This window comes from Pseudomonas sp. GT1P32, from assembly GCF_054897805.1.
In genome coordinates, this window is sequence record NZ_CM142704.1 from 1,514,265 (window position 1) to 1,531,056 (window position 16,792).

Below are 16,792 nucleotides of genomic sequence, written 5' to 3' on the forward strand. Positions count from 1 at the left end.
CCCCTCGGGGTCTGCAATCCCAACAATAAAAAGCAGAGGTGGAACATGGTCTGGCAGCAAATCTACGATCCGTTCGGCAACCCGGTCATTTCAACCATCATGGCAGCTGTACCGGTCGTGGTGATGCTCGCAGCCCTGGCCTTTTTCCACATCAAGGCCCATCTGGCGGCCTTGCTCGCCCTCGCCTCGGCACTGGTCATCGCGATTTTCGCCTTCGGCATGCCGGCGAACATGGCAGGCTCGGCCGCCCTTTACGGCGCCGCCAACGGCTTGCTGCCGATCGGCTGGATTGTGCTGAACATCATCTTCCTGCACCGACTGACCACCGAAAACGGCTCGTTCAAAGTGCTGCAGGACTCGCTGGCGCGCATTACCGACGATCGCCGCCTGCAACTGCTGCTGATTGCCTTCTGCTTCGGTGCCTTCTTCGAAGGGGCTGCCGGTTTCGGCACACCCGTGGCGGTGACCGGCGCGATTCTGATTGGCCTGGGCTTCTCGCCGCTGGCGGCGTCGGGTCTGGCGTTGATCGCCAACACCGCGCCCGTGGCGTTCGGCGCCCTCGGCACGCCGATCATTACCCTGGCAAAAGTGACCGGCCTGGACGAAATGGAACTGTCGATGATGGTCGGTCGGCAATTACCGTTTTTCTCGGTGATCGTGCCGTTCTGGTTGATCTGGGCCTTTGCCGGGTGGCGCAAGATGCTGGAAATCTGGCCGGCCATCCTGGTCGCCGGGGTCAGTTTCGCCGTGCCGCAGTTCCTGGTGTCCAACTATCACGGGCCGATGCTGGTGGACGTGATCGCCGCGCTGATTTCCATGGCCTGCCTGACCGGTTTTCTCAGGGTGTGGAAACCCGCGACGGTGCACACCTCCGCCGCGCTGTCCGGGCGCGTCGATAACTCCAAAATTGCCGAAGAGCATGATGAAAAACCCGTCGCCAGCGCGACCTTCGCCAGCGATGCCAAGCCTGCAGTCATGCGCGCGTGGATGCCGTGGATCATCCTCACGGTGTTCGTGTTTGCCTGGGGCACCCAAGGCTTCAAAAACATGTTCGACACCCGCCCGGCGATTGATCCCGTGACCCACTCGGCCAAGCTCGATCCGCAAGGCAAACCGCTGCGCGAAGCGAACCCGATCTTTGCGCCGGTCGTCACCTTCGGCACGATCCACCAGCAAATCGAAAAGGTCCCGCCGGTGGTGCCTGCGCCTAAAACCGAGGATGCGGTCTACAAGTTCACCTGGCTGACCAGTACCGGCAGCGGCATCTTGCTGGCGGCGATCCTTGGCGGGTTGTTGATGGGGTACTCCATCCCGCAGTTGGTCAAACACTATCTGCGCACGATCTGGGTCGTGCGTTACTCGCTGATTACCATCGTCGCGATGCTCGCGCTCGGCTTCCTCACCCGCTATTCAGGGCTGGACGCGACCATGGGCCTGGCGTTCGCTGCGACGGGCATCTTTTACCCGATGTTCGGCACCTTGCTCGGCTGGCTCGGTGTGGCACTGACTGGGTCGGACACGGCGTCCAACGTGCTGTTCGGTGGGCTGCAACGGGTGACGGCCGAGCAACTGGGGCTGAGCCCGGTGTTGATGGCTGCAGCCAACAGTTCCGGTGGGGTCATGGGCAAGATGGTCGATGCGCAGTCGATCGTGGTAGCTTCCACTGCTACGCGTTGGTATGGGCATGAGGGGGAAATTCTGCGTTATGTGTTCTTCCATTCCATCATTCTGGCGATTTTGGTGGGGGGGTTGGTGACGTTGCAGGCTTATGTGGCGCCGTTCAGTCATATGGTGGTGGGTGGGCATTGAGCGGAGCTGCCTGGTGAGTGGACGGGGTGGTGGGCATATCCGTTTCTTCGGTGATGGCGGCTATTGGTTTCGCTTTTACAGCGAGTCACTTTCGAAAAGCGCGAAAGTAACCAAAGCGCTCTTGCCCCTTTCGTTCGGTGGCTCGCTAATGCTCGCCATACCCTCGCTCCGGTCCTGCTCCGTGGGCCCGCCGCCATCGGCCATCCCTGGCCGGGGGCGGCTAACCCGGCATCCATGCCGGGTTGCCCACTGCGCAGAACCTCCACTCGGCCTCTCGAGGGGGCGACTACCGCCACAGCCGCCGAGGCGGCCTGAAAGCCGACCTGGCTCTTTGGCCGTGTACACACTCCCACATTGTGGTGGCTGCACTAATTTTGGATGTTTGCACATTTCCCCTGTAGGAGCCGGCTTGCTGGCGATGGCGTCCGTTCAGGCGATACATGTGTCGCTGACCCACCGCTATCGCCGGCAAGCCGGCTCCTACAGGGAATCGCGTTGGCTTTTGATTTTCACCACTCATCAGGCCGAGCGTTAGCTCGCCTTCAGCTTTTGATCTTGAGGTACACGCCCCCTCGAGAGGCCGAGTGGAGGTTCTGCGCAGTGGGCAACCCGGCATGGATGCCGGGTTAGCCGCCCCCGGCCATGGATGGCCGATGGCGGCGGGCCCACGGAGCAGGACCGGAGCGAGGGCATGCCGAGCCACAGCGAGGCACCGAACGAAAGGGGCAAAAGCGCTTGGTTACTTGGCGCTTCTCCAAGTGACTCGCCGTAAGGGCGAAACCAATATCAGCCATCACCCAAAAAATGGATATACACACAAAACCTGAGTAAACAGCCCGCTGCCCGGACACACGAACGGAGTATCGTAAAACGACCATGAACATTCTCTACGATGAACGCGTTGACGGAGCGCTGCCCGACGTCAACAAGTCAGCACTGTTGCAAGCCCTGCAAACCCGTTTGCCGGCCCTGGAAGTGCTGCATCAGCAAGAAGAACTCAAGCCATACGAATGCGACGGACTCTCGGCCTATCGCACCACGCCCCTGCTGGTGGTCCTGCCACGCCATCTCGACGAAGTACAAGGCGTGCTCCGGCTCTGCCATGAAATGCACGTGCCGGTGGTCGCCCGTGGCGCCGGCACCGGTTTGTCCGGCGGCGCGTTACCGCTGGAAAAAGGCGTTCTGCTGGTCATGGCACGCTTCAACAACATCCTGCACATCGACCCGGCCGCCCGCACAGCACGGGTCCAGCCCGGCGTACGCAACCTCGCTATTTCCCAGGCGGCAGCACCCTTCGGCCTGTACTACGCGCCAGACCCTTCCTCACAGATCGCCTGTTCCATCGGCGGCAACGTCGCCGAAAACGCTGGCGGTGTGCATTGCCTGAAGTACGGCCTGACCGTGCACAACCTGCTCAAGGTCGACATCCTGACCGTGGACGGCGAGCACCTGACATTGGGCTCCGATGCCCTCGATTCACCCGGCTTCGACCTGCTGGCGCTGTTCACCGGTTCCGAAGGCATGCTCGGGGTGATCACCGAGGTCACCGTCAAACTGTTGCCCAAACCGCAGTCCGCCAAGGTGCTGTTGGCAGCGTTCGATTCCGTCGAAAAAGCAGGACGAGCGGTGGGTGACATCATCGCCGCCGGCATCATTCCGGGCGGTCTGGAAATGATGGACAACCTGGCGATTCGCGCCGCTGAAGACTTTATCCACGCTGGCTACCCGGTGGACGCCGAAGCCATCCTGCTGTGCGAACTCGATGGCGTCGAAGCCGATGTCCACGATGATTGCGACCGCGTGCGCCAGGTGCTGGAACAGGCCGGTGCCACCGAAGTGCGCCAGGCCAGGGATGAAGCCGAGCGTGTGCGTTTCTGGGCCGGACGCAAGAATGCCTTTCCGGCGGTCGGTCGGCTCTCGCCGGATTACTACTGCATGGACGGGACGATCCCGCGCCGCGAGTTGCCCGGCGTGCTGCGCGCCATTGCCGCGTTGTCCGCCGAGTATGGCTTGCGCGTCGCCAACGTTTTCCACGCCGGTGACGGCAACATGCACCCGTTGATTCTGTTCGACGCCAATCAACCGGGTGAGCTCGACCGCGCCGAAGCGCTGGGCGGCAAGATCCTCGAATTGTGCGTGAAGGTCGGCGGCAGCATCACCGGCGAACACGGCGTGGGCCGCGAGAAGATCAATCAGATGTGCGCGCAGTTCAACGCCGATGAGCTGACGCTGTTCCATGCCGTCAAAGCCGCGTTCGATCCCGGCGGTTTGCTCAACCCCGGCAAGAACATTCCGACGCTGCACCGCTGCGCCGAATTTGGCGCCATGCACGTGCACCTGGGTCAGTTGCCCTTCCCTGATCTGGAGCGATTCTGATGCGCAACGAACTCGATATCGATGACAGCGGCGTGCTGCTGGAGCAGGTCAATCAAGCGCTGGAAAACGCCACGCCGCTGCGTATTCAGGGCTCCAACAGCAAGGCGTTTCTGGGGCGCATCGTGGCGGGCGAAGTACTCGACACGCGCAGCCACCGAGGCATCGTCAGCTACGACCCGACCGAGCTGGTGATCACCGCCCGCTGCGGAACGCCCTTGTCCGAACTGGCGCACGTGCTGGATGAAGCGCAGCAGATGCTGCCCTGCGAACCGCCGTCCTTTGGCGACGATGCCACCGTCGGCGGGATGATTGCCAGTGGCCTGTCGGGACCGCGTCGTCCCTGGTCAGGCTCGGTGCGCGATTTCGTCCTCGGCACACGGGTCATCACCGGGCACGGCAAGCATTTGCGCTTCGGTGGCGAAGTGATGAAGAACGTCGCCGGCTACGACCTGTCGCGCCTGATGGCCGGCAGTTTCGGCTCCCTTGGGGTGATCACCGAAGTCTCGCTCAAGGTCCTGCCCAAACCACGGCAAACCCTGAGCATCAGCCTGGAGATGGACAGCGATCGTGCCTTGCTGCGCCTCGCGGAATGGGGCCAGCAGCCGTTGCCGATCAGTGCCGCGTGCCACGACGGGCAACGCCTGCACTTGCGGCTTGAGGGCGGCGAAGGCTCGGTGGCGGCGGCTCATGACCGATTGGGCGGTGAGCGGTTGGACGCCTCGTATTGGGCGGATCTCAACGAACATCGACTGAGTTTCTTCGACGAAGGCCAGCCACTGTGGCGCCTGTCCGTGCCGCACAACACGCCGCGGTTGTCCCTGCCCGGCCTGCAACTGCTCGACTGGGGCGGCGCCCAGCGCTGGCTCAAGTCTGACGCCGAAGCGGCGTTCATTCGCCAAGTCGTGGATGAGGTCGGCGGCCATGTGACCTGCTACAGCCATGGCCTGATCGACAGCCCGTTCCAGCCTTTGCCTGCCGCGTTGATGCGCTACCACCGCAGCCTGAAGCAACAACTCGACCCACGGGGCATTTTCAACCCGGCACGCTTGTACGCGGAGCTTTGAACCATGCAGACGACCCTGAGCGAAACCGCCCGGCACCTGCCCCGCGCCGAAGAGGCCGAAAGCATTTTGCGCACCTGTGTGCACTGCGGCTTCTGCAATGCCACCTGCCCGACTTATCAATTGCTCGGCGATGAACTCGACGGGCCACGGGGCCGCATCTACCTAATCAAACAGGTGCTGGAAGGCAACGAGGTCACGCAGAAAACCCAGCAGCATCTGGACCGCTGCCTGTCGTGCCGCAATTGCGAAACCACCTGTCCTTCCGGGGTCGACTATCACAACTTGCTCGACATCGGCCGGGCGGTGGTCGATGCGGCGGTGCCGCGTTCCATCGACCAACGTCTGTTGCGTGAGGGATTGCGCAGCGTCGTCCTTAATCCGGGACTGTTCAAAGCGCTGGTCAGCAGCGGTCAGGTGTTTCGGGCGCTGCTGCCCAACACCTTGCAGGCAAAGTTGCCTCGCCATGTTTATCTCCCCCGGCCACGCCCCACCACGCGCCATGCCCGTCAGGTGCTGATGCTCGAAGGCTGCGTGCAGCCGAGCCTGTCACCCAATACCAATGCGGCGGCGGCGCGGGTACTGGATCGACTGAGTATCAGCGTCACCCCGTCCAGCGAAGCCGGGTGTTGCGGCGCCGTGGATTATCACCTCGACGCTCAGGCCGCCGGCCTCGACCGCGCTCGCCGCAATATCGACGCGTGGTGGCCGAGTATCGAGAACGGTGCAGAAGCCATCGTGCAAACCGCCAGTGGCTGTGGCGCCTTCATCAAGGACTATGGCCATTTACTCGAACGCGATCCGGCCTACGCCGAGAAGGCAAAAAGGGTCAGTGCGCTGGCCCGTGACCTGGTGGAAGTGTTGCGCGACGAACCACTGGAAACACTCGGCATCCACAGTGACCAGCGCCTGGCCTTCCATTGCCCCTGCACCTTGCAGCACGCGCAAAAGCTCGGCGGCGCGGTGGAAGCGCTCCTTGCTCGCCTCGGTTTCAACCTCACACCTGTGCCCGACAGCCATTTGTGCTGCGGGTCGGCGGGTACTTATTCGATCACCCAACCCGAACTGTCCCGGCAACTGCGCGACAACAAACTGAACGCACTGGAAAGTGGCCATCCTGAAGTTATCGTTACCGCCAATATCGGCTGTCAGTCGCATCTCGACGGCGCGGGCCGAACCCCGGTCCGGCACTGGATCGAACTGCTCGACGCGGCGCTGCCCTCATCGATCACCGGAGATTCCCCATGAAAAGCAAAGCCATCCTGAGCCAGACCGAAGTCAGCCAGATCCTCGCGGCTGCCCGTACAGAAGCACAAAACAATCAATGGGCCGTGACCATCGTGGTCGTCGACGACGGCGGCCACCCTCTCGCCCTAGAACGCCTCGACGGCTGCGCGCCCATCAGCGCTTACATCGCCACCGAAAAGGCACGCACCTCGGCGCTGGGCCGGCGCGAGTCCAAAGGTTATGAAGAAATGGTCAACGGCGGGCGCTTCGCGTTTTTGTCGGCCCCCTTGCTGACATCCCTGGAAGGCGGCGTGCCGATCATCGTCGACGGTCAGGTGGTGGGTGCGGTCGGCGTGTCCGGGGTCAAGGCCGAGCACGATGCGCAAGTGGCCAGGGCCGGGGCGCAATGCCTGAACTGAGCAGGGATCGAGGACTGTAATCAGAAGAAACAAAAAAGAGACTTCCGTCTCTTTTTTTATGCAGGGCTAATATTGATAGTTGTCGCCGCTTTGTCGAACTGACAGAGCAACCGACCACTTCAAAGGAAGCGCAAAGATGAATCGTCTTACTGCGAAAGACTTTGCCCCTGAGCTGCTCGAACTCTACGACTATTACGCCCACGGCAAGATCAACCGGCGAGAGTTTCTCGACCGGGCGGCGCTATTCACCCTTGGCGGCCTGACCGCCAGTGCGCTCCTCGCCGCCCTGAGTCCCGACTATGCCTTGGCCGAACAAGTGGCGTTTACCGATCCGGACATCATCGCCGAGTACATCACCTACCCCTCGCCCAAGGGCCACGGGCAGGTTCGGGCCTATCGGGTGCGTCCGGCAAAAGTTACCGGCAAAGTGGCGGCCGTGGTCGTCGTGCATGAAAACCGCGGGCTCAACCCCTATATTGAAGACGTTGCCCGACGCGTGGCCAAGGCCGGGTTCATCGCCCTCGCGCCCGATGGCCTGACGTCGGTGGGCGGCTATCCCGGCAACGACGACAAAGGCCGGGAGCTCCAGGCGACCGTTGATCCTGAAAAGCTCATGAATGACTTTTTCGCCGCGATCGAGTGGCTGATGAAACACGATACGACCACTGGAAGAGTCGGCATCACCGGCTTCTGCTATGGCGGTGGCGTCGCCAACGCGGCTGCCGTGGCCTATCCCGAACTCGGGGCTGCCGTGTCATTCTATGGCCGGCAACCAGACGCCAGGGATGTCCCCCGGATCAAGGCACCGGTGATGCTTCACTATGGCGAACTGGACACACGCATCAACGAAGGATGGCCCGCCTACGAGCAGGCACTAAAAGCAGCCGGCAAAACCTATGAAGCCTACCTCTACCCCGGCGCCAACCACGGCTTCCATAATGACTCCACGCCTCGATATGATGAGGCCGCAGCCAAACTTGCCTGGGAAAGAACGTTAAACTGGTTCCGGCGATACCTGTCTTAGCGCCGCAAGCAATAAGTGGTCTTGAATTTTTATTGCTGTTTTCAGGTTTTTAAAGAGTGCATCACACATGAATAACAATGATTTCCTGTCTCAACAGAAACCACCCTTCAGCATTGTCCTGGTCAATTACAAAACCATTGAAATAACCCGGATTTGCCTCGACCTGCTACATCAGCACCTGGGCGACAGCAACATTCCGGTCTGGGTGGTTGATAACGACTCGGCCGATGAAAGCACCGACTATCTGCGCACACTGGACTGGATCAACCTGATCGAGCGAAAAGCTCCCGAACGGGAGCACGGTCATATCGCGCATGGCAAAGCACTCGACCTGGTGCTGGAACGGGTTGAGACCGACTTTCTATTCCTGCTGCACACCGATACGTTTATTTTCGACAAAAATGTATTTTCAATGATGTTGAACAAGTGCATTAAAAACCCGAATGTCGTGGCCGTCGGGTGCACAGAACAACTTAACCGCGGCACCACCAGAACCCTTTGGCGCTTTAGCTCACGGCTGGTAAAACATCACGTCAGACGCCTGAAACTGTCCCTGGGACTACATTCCAGAGAGCCAAAGCCCTACAGGGAGGTTTATTTGAAAAGTTTCTGTACCTTATGGAACTGCAAGCTGATGAAGCAACACGGCATGCGCTTCCTGATGGATGAGCGCGTACCCGGTTATACCCTCCAGGACCGCATGACCCAGTTGGGCTATGTTGTTGAGCTGTTGTCCCCGCGCAAGATATTCAGCTACCTCGACCATATTCAAGCGGGCACCGTCGCGGCCGCTGGCGGTTATGCGACAACGCATAGACGAACGAAGATGTACAACGACATCCTTAAACGTTTGAAGAGTGACAACAACCAGGTATCGGCAGCGCGTCACAAGTAGCGCGCCCTCTCTTGTCGGAGGCAGTCGCAGGTTGTTATGAACAGACTATTGGAGCGGTAATGACACCGATCACTCAGAGACTCCCCATCACCACCACCCCGGAGCTGGATTTTGACCAGAACGCTGCCAGCACTTTCGGTGACTCGCTAGCCAGTACTTATGCTCAAGCCACCCCCTTTCCACACATCGTCATTGACGACTTTTTACCGCAGGACCTGATTGCGAGCATCTGCGCGCATTTTCCCGTCGAGCCAACCGACAACGAAATGCTCTATGAGCGCGGCTATAAGGGTCAGCACAAACGGCAAGTCAGCCCCAACGAATGCGATCCCTACTTGAAGACGGTTTTCAACGCTTTCAACTCGGCGCCCATGTTGCAGTTTCTTGAAAAACTCACAGGTATCGAGGGTTTGATTCCCGATCCTTACTTTACCGGCGGCGGACTGCACGAAACGAAAAAGGGTGGGTTTCTGGGGGTGCACTCGGACTTCCGGCTCAACAAAAAGTTGAATATCGAGCGCAGACTGAATGCCATTATTTACCTGAATCAGGATTGGCAAGAGGCGTACGGCGGCAACCTGGAGCTATGGGACGTCGGGATGAAGACTTGCCTCAAGAAAGTCCTGCCGATCTACAACCGCTGTGTCATTTTCAACACCGACAAGGACAGCAATCACGGACACCCGGAGCCTCTGACGACGCCGGAGCACATTACACGCCGGTCCATCGCGCTCTACTACTACACCGCAGCAACGGTAGCGGCTGATCCTGCGCAAAGAAACAAAACCCACTACAAACCAAGGCCCAAGGATCGCTTGAGCCTCAAGTACTACCTCAACAAACTCATCAAGAAAAAAAACTGACGGCACTTGCGGTTATCGGACCACATCGATCAACTGCTCGCGTTGCGCCCCCGTCAGCATCGGGCCGAAACCGGCACCGGCATTGTCCGCCATGTAACGCGGGTTGCTGGTGCCGGGGATGACGCAGGTCACTGCCGAATGCGCCAGCAAATACTTGAGCGCCAATTGTGCCCAACTGGTGACGCCGACTTGCGAGGCCCAGCCCGGCAGCGGCTTGCCCTTCAAGCGGGCGAGCAAATCACCACCGCCAAATGGTCGGTTGCAGATCACCGCTACCCCACGCTCACGACACAGCGGCAGGATGCGTTTCTCGACCCCGCGATCGTCCAGCGCATAGTTGATCTGCAAGAAATCCAGTGACTCGGCTTTCAGCACCGCTTCCACTTCGTCATACGCCGACGCGGTGTAATGGGTGATGCCGATGTAGCGAATGCGCCCTTCTTCCTTCCATTTGCGCAATGTAGGCAAATGGGTTTTCCAGTCCAGCAAGTTATGGATCTGCATCAGGTCGATCCGGTCGGTCTGCAGCAGTTTGAACGATTGCTCCATCTGCGCGATGCCTTCTTCGCGGCCACGGGTCCACACCTTGGTGGCCAGGAACGCTGGCGAACGCGGCTTGTGGATCGACAGCAGTTCACCGGTGGTCTGCTCGGCGCGGCCATACATGGGTGAGCTGTCGATCACCGTGCCGCCCTTTTCAAACAACGCACTAAGGACCGCGGGCAGTTGCTTGTAGGCCGGATCGGCAGGCGCGACATCAAAGCCGCGATAGGTGCCCACGCCGACAAGGGGCAATGGCTCGTTGCTGGAAGGAATGGCGCGGGTCAGCATGTTCTTGCCTCCTGTTTCCTTCGACGGCGCGGTGGCTGCAAAGGCCGGATCGAAAGTGAGCACCGCCGAAGCACCGGCAGCCAGCGTGAGTATTCGTCGACGCGTGTATCCATCAGTGTGGCTCATGGTGGTGTCCTTCCACTCTTTTGCGCTTGTTGCGCGGCAAACGGCGCGATCACCAGCGCCACGAGTCCTCTGCTAGCCAAGAGAATAGCTGCCGGCGGCAATTCGTCCCTGCTTGAAATAGAACATGGTCGCAGGTGCTGGTGGGCGGCAGCAATTGCTTGGGTGTATATCCATTATTTTGGTGATGGCGGCTATTGGTTTCGCCCTTACGGCGAGTCACTTGGAGAAGCGCCAAGTAACCAAGCGCTTTTGCCCCTTTCGTTCGGTGCCTCGCCTAGGCTCGGCATGCCCTCGCTCCGGTCCTGCTCCGTGGGCCCGCCGCCATCGGCCATCCCTGGCCGGGGGCGGCTAACCCGGCATCCATGCCGGGTTGCCCACTGCGCAGAACCTCCACTCGGCCTCTCGAGGGGGCGTGTACCGCAAAAGCCAGATCAAAAGCGGAAGGCGAGCTAACGCTCGGCCTGATGAGTGGTGAGAATCAAAAGCGTATGGGATTCCCTGTAGGAGCCGGCTTGCCGGCGAAAAGTGTCTGGGCAACGCGTTCATTCAGACAGTACGCGTTATCGTTGGCGTCCATCGCCGGCAAGCCGGCTCCTACAGGAGAGCGGTGTACAGATTCGGAATGAGTGGTTGCAGCCAAGAAGGACAACGCGGACATCTAAAGAGCCAGGTCGGCTTTCAGGCCGCCTCGGCGGCTGTGGCGGTAGTCGCCCCCTCGAGAGGCCGAGCGCAGGTTCTGCGCAGTGGGCAACCCGGCATGGATGCCGGGTTAGCCGCCCCCGGCCATGGATGGCCGATGGCGGCGGGCCCACGGAGCAGGACCGGAGCGAGGGCATGCCGAGCCTAGGCGAGGCACCGAACGAAAGGGGCAAGAGCGCTTTGGTTACTTTCGCGCTTTTCGAAAGTGACTCGCCGTAAGGGCGAAACCATACGCAGCCGTTACCGCAGCAACGGATATGCCCCCCTCAAAAACCACACCCCCAAGGGCCCCACCGTGATTCAACTACACTCTGAATGCGATCAAGCCGTCGCGGTCCTCAGGCCCAGAGCAGTCAATGCCACCCACTCACGCTAGCCGAATGTCGCGCCCCCTGATGTATCTCATCATCATCGTTACCGCGTTGTACCTGGCGCTCTGTGTCGCGCTGTTCGTGTTCCAGCGCGCCCTGATCTACTTCCCGCAACCCGCCGCGCTCGAGGCGCCCGAAACGCTGCTCACGCTATCGGTGGCGGACGCACAGGTGCAGGTCACCGTCAAACCGCACGACGGGCCAAATGCACTGATTTATTTTGGTGGAAATGCCGAGGACGTTTCGCGCAACCTGCCCGTGTTTTCCCAGGCATTCCCCGACCATGCCCTGTACTTGCTGCACTACCGGGGCTTCGGTGGCAGCACCGGCTCACCTTCCGAAGAGGCGATTTCCCGCGATGCCCTGACCTTGTTCGATAAAGTCTACGACACCCATCCCCACATCGCCGTGGTCGGTCGCAGCCTGGGCTCGGGTGTCGCCGTGCGCCTCGCCAGCCAGCGCCCGGCCTCCCGACTGATCCTGATCACCCCCTACAACAGCCTTGAAGACCTCGCCGTCCGCCAGTACCCGATATTCCCGGTGAAGTGGCTGCTGCAGGACAAGTTCGAATCGTGGAAATACGCCGAGCACATCTCGATACCGACGCTGTTGCTGGCGGCCGGACAGGATGAAGTCATCCCGCCCTCCAGCACGGAAAAACTCTACGGGCATTTCGGCAAAGGTGTGGCGACCCTGAAGGTTATTCCTGGCGTGGGGCACAATTCGATCTCCGACAGCCCCAAGTATCTGAAGCTGATGGAAGACGGGTTGTAGATCACTCGGTCATTTGCGCGCCAATTTAAAGCGCACGCAATCTTCGTAGAAACTCTGGCGCAGTGCCGCAGGTTTGATCCGCGACGGGCTGTCGTAGGTTTGCTCGGTAATACCCATGGCCGTCATGCGCATCCACGGCTTGCTGAACTTGTAGGTCTGTAATTTCTGGCGGGCGGCGTACAGCGAAACGCCGGCCAGTTTGAGTTCCTGGGCTCTGGCTGCAGTGCCCGCGCCCCAGCTGCACATATACCGGTCATTGGCTTGAAGGTCTTTGGCCTGGGCGGAGACGGCAATGCCAGCCAAGCCTAACGAAATCAGCGTAATCCATACATTGCGCATTTAAAGCCAGCCCTAACCACCTGAAATTAAAGTGATTCTGTCTGTAACTTTCGGGCTTCGGGGCCAGCAAATTGCCTTATTTCAAAGCTTCTCAGTTTCCCGTGACCAGCTTGAGTCCGATAACGCCGCCCAGGATGACCAGGATGCACAGTATCCGCAGCAGTGTGGTGGCGTCGCCCAGCACCGCCATCCCCAGTATCGCGGTGCCCGCCGCGCCAATTCCGGTCCACACCGCGTAGGCGGTGCCGACGGGCAGGGTTCGCAGCGACAGTGAAAGCAGAAAGACACTGGACAAACCGGTCGCGGCTGCCAGCAGTCCCGGGGTCAATCGGGTAAATCCGTCTGAGCCCTTCATGAAAAACGCGAAGGCAATTTCGAGAATGCCGGCGATGCCAAGCAGTGACCAAGCCATGGTGTTAACTCCATTGGTTGACCCGCCGAGCGTGACCACTCGGCGAGTTCTATTGATTCAAGGGGATGGTTCAGGCGTTGTTGGCAGCGGCGGGTTTCGCCCGGAACGTCACGCCGAACCGGTTGAAAGCGTTCATCAGGCCGATCGCGTATGTCAGGTCCGCCAGTTCCTTATCGCCGAATTCGGCAGACGCAGCGGCATAGTCGGTATCGGGAACGCCGGTTTCCGCCACGCGAGTCACCGTTTCCGCCCAGCTCAGCGCAACGCGTTCGCGGGCACTGAAGACTGCACCGGCATCACGCCATACCGGCACCAACACCAGTTTTTCTACGCTGACGCCAAGCTTGAGCAGATCGCGGGAATGCATGTCGATGCAAAACGCGCAGCCATTGATTTGCGAAACCCGCAGGTAGACCAGGTCGACCAGTTCATGGGAAAGACCGCTGTTCTGCAGGTAGACATAAACCCCGCCGAAAGCCTTGTAACCTTCAGGCGAAGCCTTGGCGTAGTCGAGACGATTACTCATGATGAGTCCTTGTGTTTGCTGGTTGAGGGACTTCATCGTGTCGTGTCTTGGCCTTGTTGATAAGGTCCATGATCGGCCTTGAGTCATGGGCCATGACTCAGCAATCATGGCCCAGTGATTAACCAGATTCATGGACCTTTGGCCTGGGTCATGAGCTTCATAGAATGATTCCCTCCACACAGTTCAAACCGGGTGAATCATGAAAATCCTCCACGTTACTTGCAGCCCTCGCGGCGAAGCGTCCGAAAGCTATCGGCTGTCGAAAAACATCATTGGCTTTTTGCTGAAGGCCCATCCAGCGGCAATCGTGATCGAGCGGGTGGTCGGTGGTGACGCGCTGTCCCCTATCGACGAGCCTTACGCGATTTCCCAACAGGCGTCCGCCGATGTCACAGAGACAGGCTCTATCGCCCGATCCGAAGCGCTGATCGAGGAGCTGCACAGTGCCGATATGCTGGTGATTGGTACGCCGATGCATAACTTCACCGTGCCTTCGACACTCAAGCTCTGGATCGATCACATCGCTCGGGTCCGGCGCACGTTCAATGTCGGTGCGCAAGGCAAAACCAGCCTGCTGCAGGACCGCCCGGTGTATGTTGCAGTGTCCTCTGGCGGCAGGTTTTCCGGGATGACCCCGCGGCAACCGGATTTTCTCACGCCGTACCTGACCGCCGTGCTGGGTATGATCGGGCTGCACGACGTGAATTTTTTCTCCGTAGAGGGAACCGCCATGGGCCCGGAGGCCGTCGCCGCCGCCAGGGACAAGGCGGGCCAGGCGCTAAAAGCGCATTTTTCTGCGCACGACACGGGCGAGGCCAATGACCCTTCAAATCAAAAACTTCTCACCCCTTGATCCGACCTCGTCGGAGCCGATCTACCGGCAAATCTACTGGCGGTTCCGCGGCGCGATCAGTGATGGACTGCTCGCCCCCGGGGACCGGATTCCTGCGGCCCGGGCACTGGCAAAAGAGCTTGGTCTGGCGCGGGGGACCATCGACACCGCGTATTCACTGCTGACGGCGGAGGGCTATCTGCTGTCGCGGGGTCAGGCGGGCACCGTGGTGGCGCCGGGGGTTAGCGGCAGGAAGCCCTCGGCGCGTACGGAGCACCCGTTTAATGCGACCGCCAGCGCCTCGATCAGGCACAAGGCAGCGGTCCTGCCCTTTCAAATGGCCTTGCCCGCGCTGGATGCCTTTCCGCGAAAGATCTGGTCGCAGATCGGCGCACGCTGCGTGCGCGCCACGCGCATTCCGGACATGGCCAATCCGTCGGTGTTGGGGCTGGAGTCGTTGCGCACGGCGATTGCCACTTACCTGCAAGTCTCACGGGGCATTACCTGCTCGCCCGCGCAAGTGTTCATCACCTCGGGATACCGCAACACACTGGCACTGATCGCTCACACGCTGCTCAAGCCCGGCGACCGTGTGCTCGTGGAAGACCCCGGCTACCTGCCGACCCGCCAGTTGCTGGCGCATCTTCAGATCAAGGTTGCCCCCGTGCCGGTGGATCAGGACGGCATGCAGGTCGCGCAAGGGGTGAGCAGCGCGATGGACGCACGAGCGGCGGTGGTCACACCGGCACATCAAAGTCCCCTGTGCGTGTCGCTGTCACTGCCGCGCCGACTGGAATTGCTTGAGTGGGCCACCCGGCAGCAGGCCTGGATTATCGAGGACGATTACGACGGCGAATACCGTTACGTCAGCCGTCCTCTGCCCGCGCTGAAAAGCCTGGACCGTGATGGCCGGGTGCTCTACGCCGGCACGTTCAGCAAGGTGCTGTTTCCGGGGATTCGCCTTTCGTACCTGGTGGTGCCGCCAGCGCAGGTCGAACGCTTCGAACACGTCAGCGAGACCTTTCTCGGCGGTTGTCCGGAACTGACCCAAGCCATCGTCGCCACGTTTATGACCGAGGGGCATTTCGCTCGCCATATCCAGCGCATGCGCAAGCTCTACGGCGAACGCCGGGAAGCGACGGCGCGCGGATTGAAGAAAGTCCTGGGGGAACGCATCCGCGTCGATCCGCAGCCGGGTGGCATGCATCTGATTCTGCGGCTGATGGAGGCACAGTCCGACCGATTGCTGGTCGAGCGCTTGTTGGCGGACGGTCTCTACGCTGAAGCGTTGACCGATTGGCGTGTGCATGACGAGACCGATTCCGCGCTGTTGCTCGGGTTTGCCAACATTGATTCGCAAGAGACTGCCGAGCAGTTGGGAAAACGGATTCTGGCGTTGATGTAGGGGCCAGATTAGAGGGCCCTATCGCCAGCAAGCCGGCTCCTGCAATTTTGCGTGCACCGCAAACCCTTGCTGACGATGGGGGCCTCATGGCCGGCACAAAAACCCATCATGGCTCACTCAAACAGCCAACTCTTGGACCTGTTTGCGCCCTCCTCGGCACCGCATCATCGGGGCATTGACCACCACCCGGAATAATCCGATGCCCAGCTCTTCCCCACTCCACAGCATCGCTGTGTTCTGCGGCTCCAACTATGGCTTCAACCCCGACTACGTGGCAGGCGCCCAGGCCCTCGGCCGGGAAATCGCCAGACGCGGCATACGCCTGGTCTATGGCGGTACCGACAAGGGTTTAATGGGCGTGATGGCCGATGCCGTACTCGCCGAGGGCGGTGAAGTGCTCGGCATCATCACGCGCTTGCTGTTCGACCTTGGGCATCTTCATGGCCGTCTGACCGAACACGAAGTGATGCCAGACATGCGCAGCCGCAAGACGCGCATGAGCGAATCGGCGGATGCGTTCATCGCATTGCCCGGTGGGCTGGGGACGTTTGAGGAGTTGTTTGAAGCGGCAACCCTGACCCAATTGGGTGAACATCACAAAGGCGTCGCTTGCCTGAACATCGGTGGTTTTTTCAACCCGGTGCGCAGCCTGCTCGACCATGCGGTGAACGAAGGTTTCATGAAGACCGAACACAGCCAGATGCTGATGTTCAATACCGACCCGGCGGCACTGCTCGACGCGCTCGAACAGTGGCAAGCGCCCACCGTCACCAAATGGATCGGGTCGGCGACTTGAAAGTCGT

At 60.3% G+C, this 16,792-nt stretch carries 16 protein-coding genes; 12 read left to right on the forward strand and 4 right to left on the reverse strand.

The genetic code is table 11. From position 1 onward, the window contains the following. Positions 1–45: 45 nt before the first annotated feature. The 8 genes from ACYZUC_RS06790 (at position 46) to ACYZUC_RS06825 (ending at position 9,674) form a co-directional block, all read left to right on the forward strand. A complete protein-coding gene (locus tag ACYZUC_RS06790) occupies positions 46–1,809 on the forward strand; it encodes an L-lactate permease (protein WP_461994533.1) in 1,764 nt (587 codons plus the stop codon). Positions 1,810–2,685: 876 nt separating this feature from the next. Beyond that, on the forward strand, positions 2,686–4,185 hold the full coding sequence (gene glcD / locus ACYZUC_RS06795; RefSeq protein ID WP_008043914.1) for a glycolate oxidase subunit GlcD: 1,500 nt from the start codon (positions 2,686–2,688) through the stop codon (positions 4,183–4,185). Then, a complete protein-coding gene (gene glcE, locus ACYZUC_RS06800; protein ID WP_461994535.1) occupies positions 4,185–5,249 on the forward strand; it encodes a glycolate oxidase subunit GlcE in 1,065 nt (354 codons plus the stop codon). The genes glcD and glcE overlap by 1 nt, the downstream gene beginning before the upstream one ends. Positions 5,250–5,252: 3 nt before the next feature. Beyond that, complete coding sequence (glcF, locus tag ACYZUC_RS06805; RefSeq protein ID WP_461994537.1) at positions 5,253–6,494, forward strand: glycolate oxidase subunit GlcF; 1,242 nt, start codon at positions 5,253–5,255, stop codon at positions 6,492–6,494. Beyond that, positions 6,491–6,892, forward strand: coding sequence for a heme-binding protein (locus ACYZUC_RS06810; protein WP_461994539.1), 402 nt, complete (start codon positions 6,491–6,493; stop codon positions 6,890–6,892). The genes glcF and ACYZUC_RS06810 overlap by 4 nt, the downstream gene beginning before the upstream one ends. 136 nt (positions 6,893–7,028) lie before the next feature. Next, positions 7,029–7,916 (forward strand): YghX family hydrolase, encoded by an 888-nt coding sequence (gene yghX, locus ACYZUC_RS06815; protein WP_461994541.1) that lies wholly within the window; start codon positions 7,029–7,031, stop codon positions 7,914–7,916. A gap of 67 nt (positions 7,917–7,983) precedes the next feature. Then, positions 7,984–8,811: a glycosyltransferase gene (locus ACYZUC_RS06820; protein ID WP_461994543.1), complete on the forward strand. Its 828-nt coding sequence runs from the start codon at positions 7,984–7,986 to the stop codon at positions 8,809–8,811. A gap of 59 nt (positions 8,812–8,870) precedes the next feature. Next, positions 8,871–9,674, forward strand: a complete 804-nt coding sequence (locus ACYZUC_RS06825) for a 2OG-Fe(II) oxygenase (protein ID WP_461994545.1) — start codon at positions 8,871–8,873, stop codon at positions 9,672–9,674. 12 nt (positions 9,675–9,686) lie between these two features. On the opposite strand, the gene ACYZUC_RS06830 is transcribed toward ACYZUC_RS06825, so the two are convergent. Beyond that, positions 9,687–10,631 (reverse strand): aldo/keto reductase, encoded by a 945-nt coding sequence (locus ACYZUC_RS06830; RefSeq protein WP_461994547.1) that lies wholly within the window; start codon positions 10,629–10,631, stop codon positions 9,687–9,689. A 1,055-nt stretch (positions 10,632–11,686) separates the two neighbouring features. Here ACYZUC_RS06830 and ACYZUC_RS06835 point away from each other — a divergent pair. After that, on the forward strand, positions 11,687–12,475 hold the full coding sequence (locus ACYZUC_RS06835) for an alpha/beta hydrolase (protein ID WP_461994548.1): 789 nt from the start codon (positions 11,687–11,689) through the stop codon (positions 12,473–12,475). A gap of 9 nt (positions 12,476–12,484) precedes the next feature. On the opposite strand, the gene ACYZUC_RS06840 is transcribed toward ACYZUC_RS06835, so the two are convergent. From ACYZUC_RS06840 to ACYZUC_RS06850, 3 genes are all read right to left on the reverse strand, one after another. After that, a complete protein-coding gene (locus tag ACYZUC_RS06840; protein WP_008041150.1) occupies positions 12,485–12,814 on the reverse strand; it encodes a hypothetical protein in 330 nt (109 codons plus the stop codon). A gap of 91 nt (positions 12,815–12,905) precedes the next feature. Further along, positions 12,906–13,226 (reverse strand): DMT family transporter, encoded by a 321-nt coding sequence (locus tag ACYZUC_RS06845; protein WP_008041149.1) that lies wholly within the window; start codon positions 13,224–13,226, stop codon positions 12,906–12,908. 70 nt (positions 13,227–13,296) lie between these two features. Beyond that, positions 13,297–13,752 (reverse strand): carboxymuconolactone decarboxylase family protein, encoded by a 456-nt coding sequence (locus ACYZUC_RS06850; RefSeq protein WP_461994550.1) that lies wholly within the window; start codon positions 13,750–13,752, stop codon positions 13,297–13,299. A gap of 199 nt (positions 13,753–13,951) precedes the next feature. Between ACYZUC_RS06850 and ACYZUC_RS06855 the strand changes: the two genes are divergently transcribed. The 3 genes from ACYZUC_RS06855 (at position 13,952) to ACYZUC_RS06865 (ending at position 16,785) form a co-directional block, all read left to right on the forward strand. Then, the gene (locus ACYZUC_RS06855; protein ID WP_461994552.1) at positions 13,952–14,605 is read left to right on the forward strand and encodes an FMN-dependent NADH-azoreductase; all 654 of its coding nucleotides are present in this window, start codon (positions 13,952–13,954) and stop codon (positions 14,603–14,605) included. Then, the gene (pdxR, locus tag ACYZUC_RS06860) at positions 14,571–15,989 is read left to right on the forward strand and encodes a MocR-like pyridoxine biosynthesis transcription factor PdxR (RefSeq protein ID WP_461994554.1); all 1,419 of its coding nucleotides are present in this window, start codon (positions 14,571–14,573) and stop codon (positions 15,987–15,989) included. The genes ACYZUC_RS06855 and pdxR overlap by 35 nt, the downstream gene beginning before the upstream one ends. 199 nt (positions 15,990–16,188) lie before the next feature. Next, positions 16,189–16,785, forward strand: coding sequence for an LOG family protein (locus ACYZUC_RS06865; RefSeq protein ID WP_461994556.1), 597 nt, complete (start codon positions 16,189–16,191; stop codon positions 16,783–16,785). The last annotated feature ends 7 nt before the right edge of the window (positions 16,786–16,792 follow it).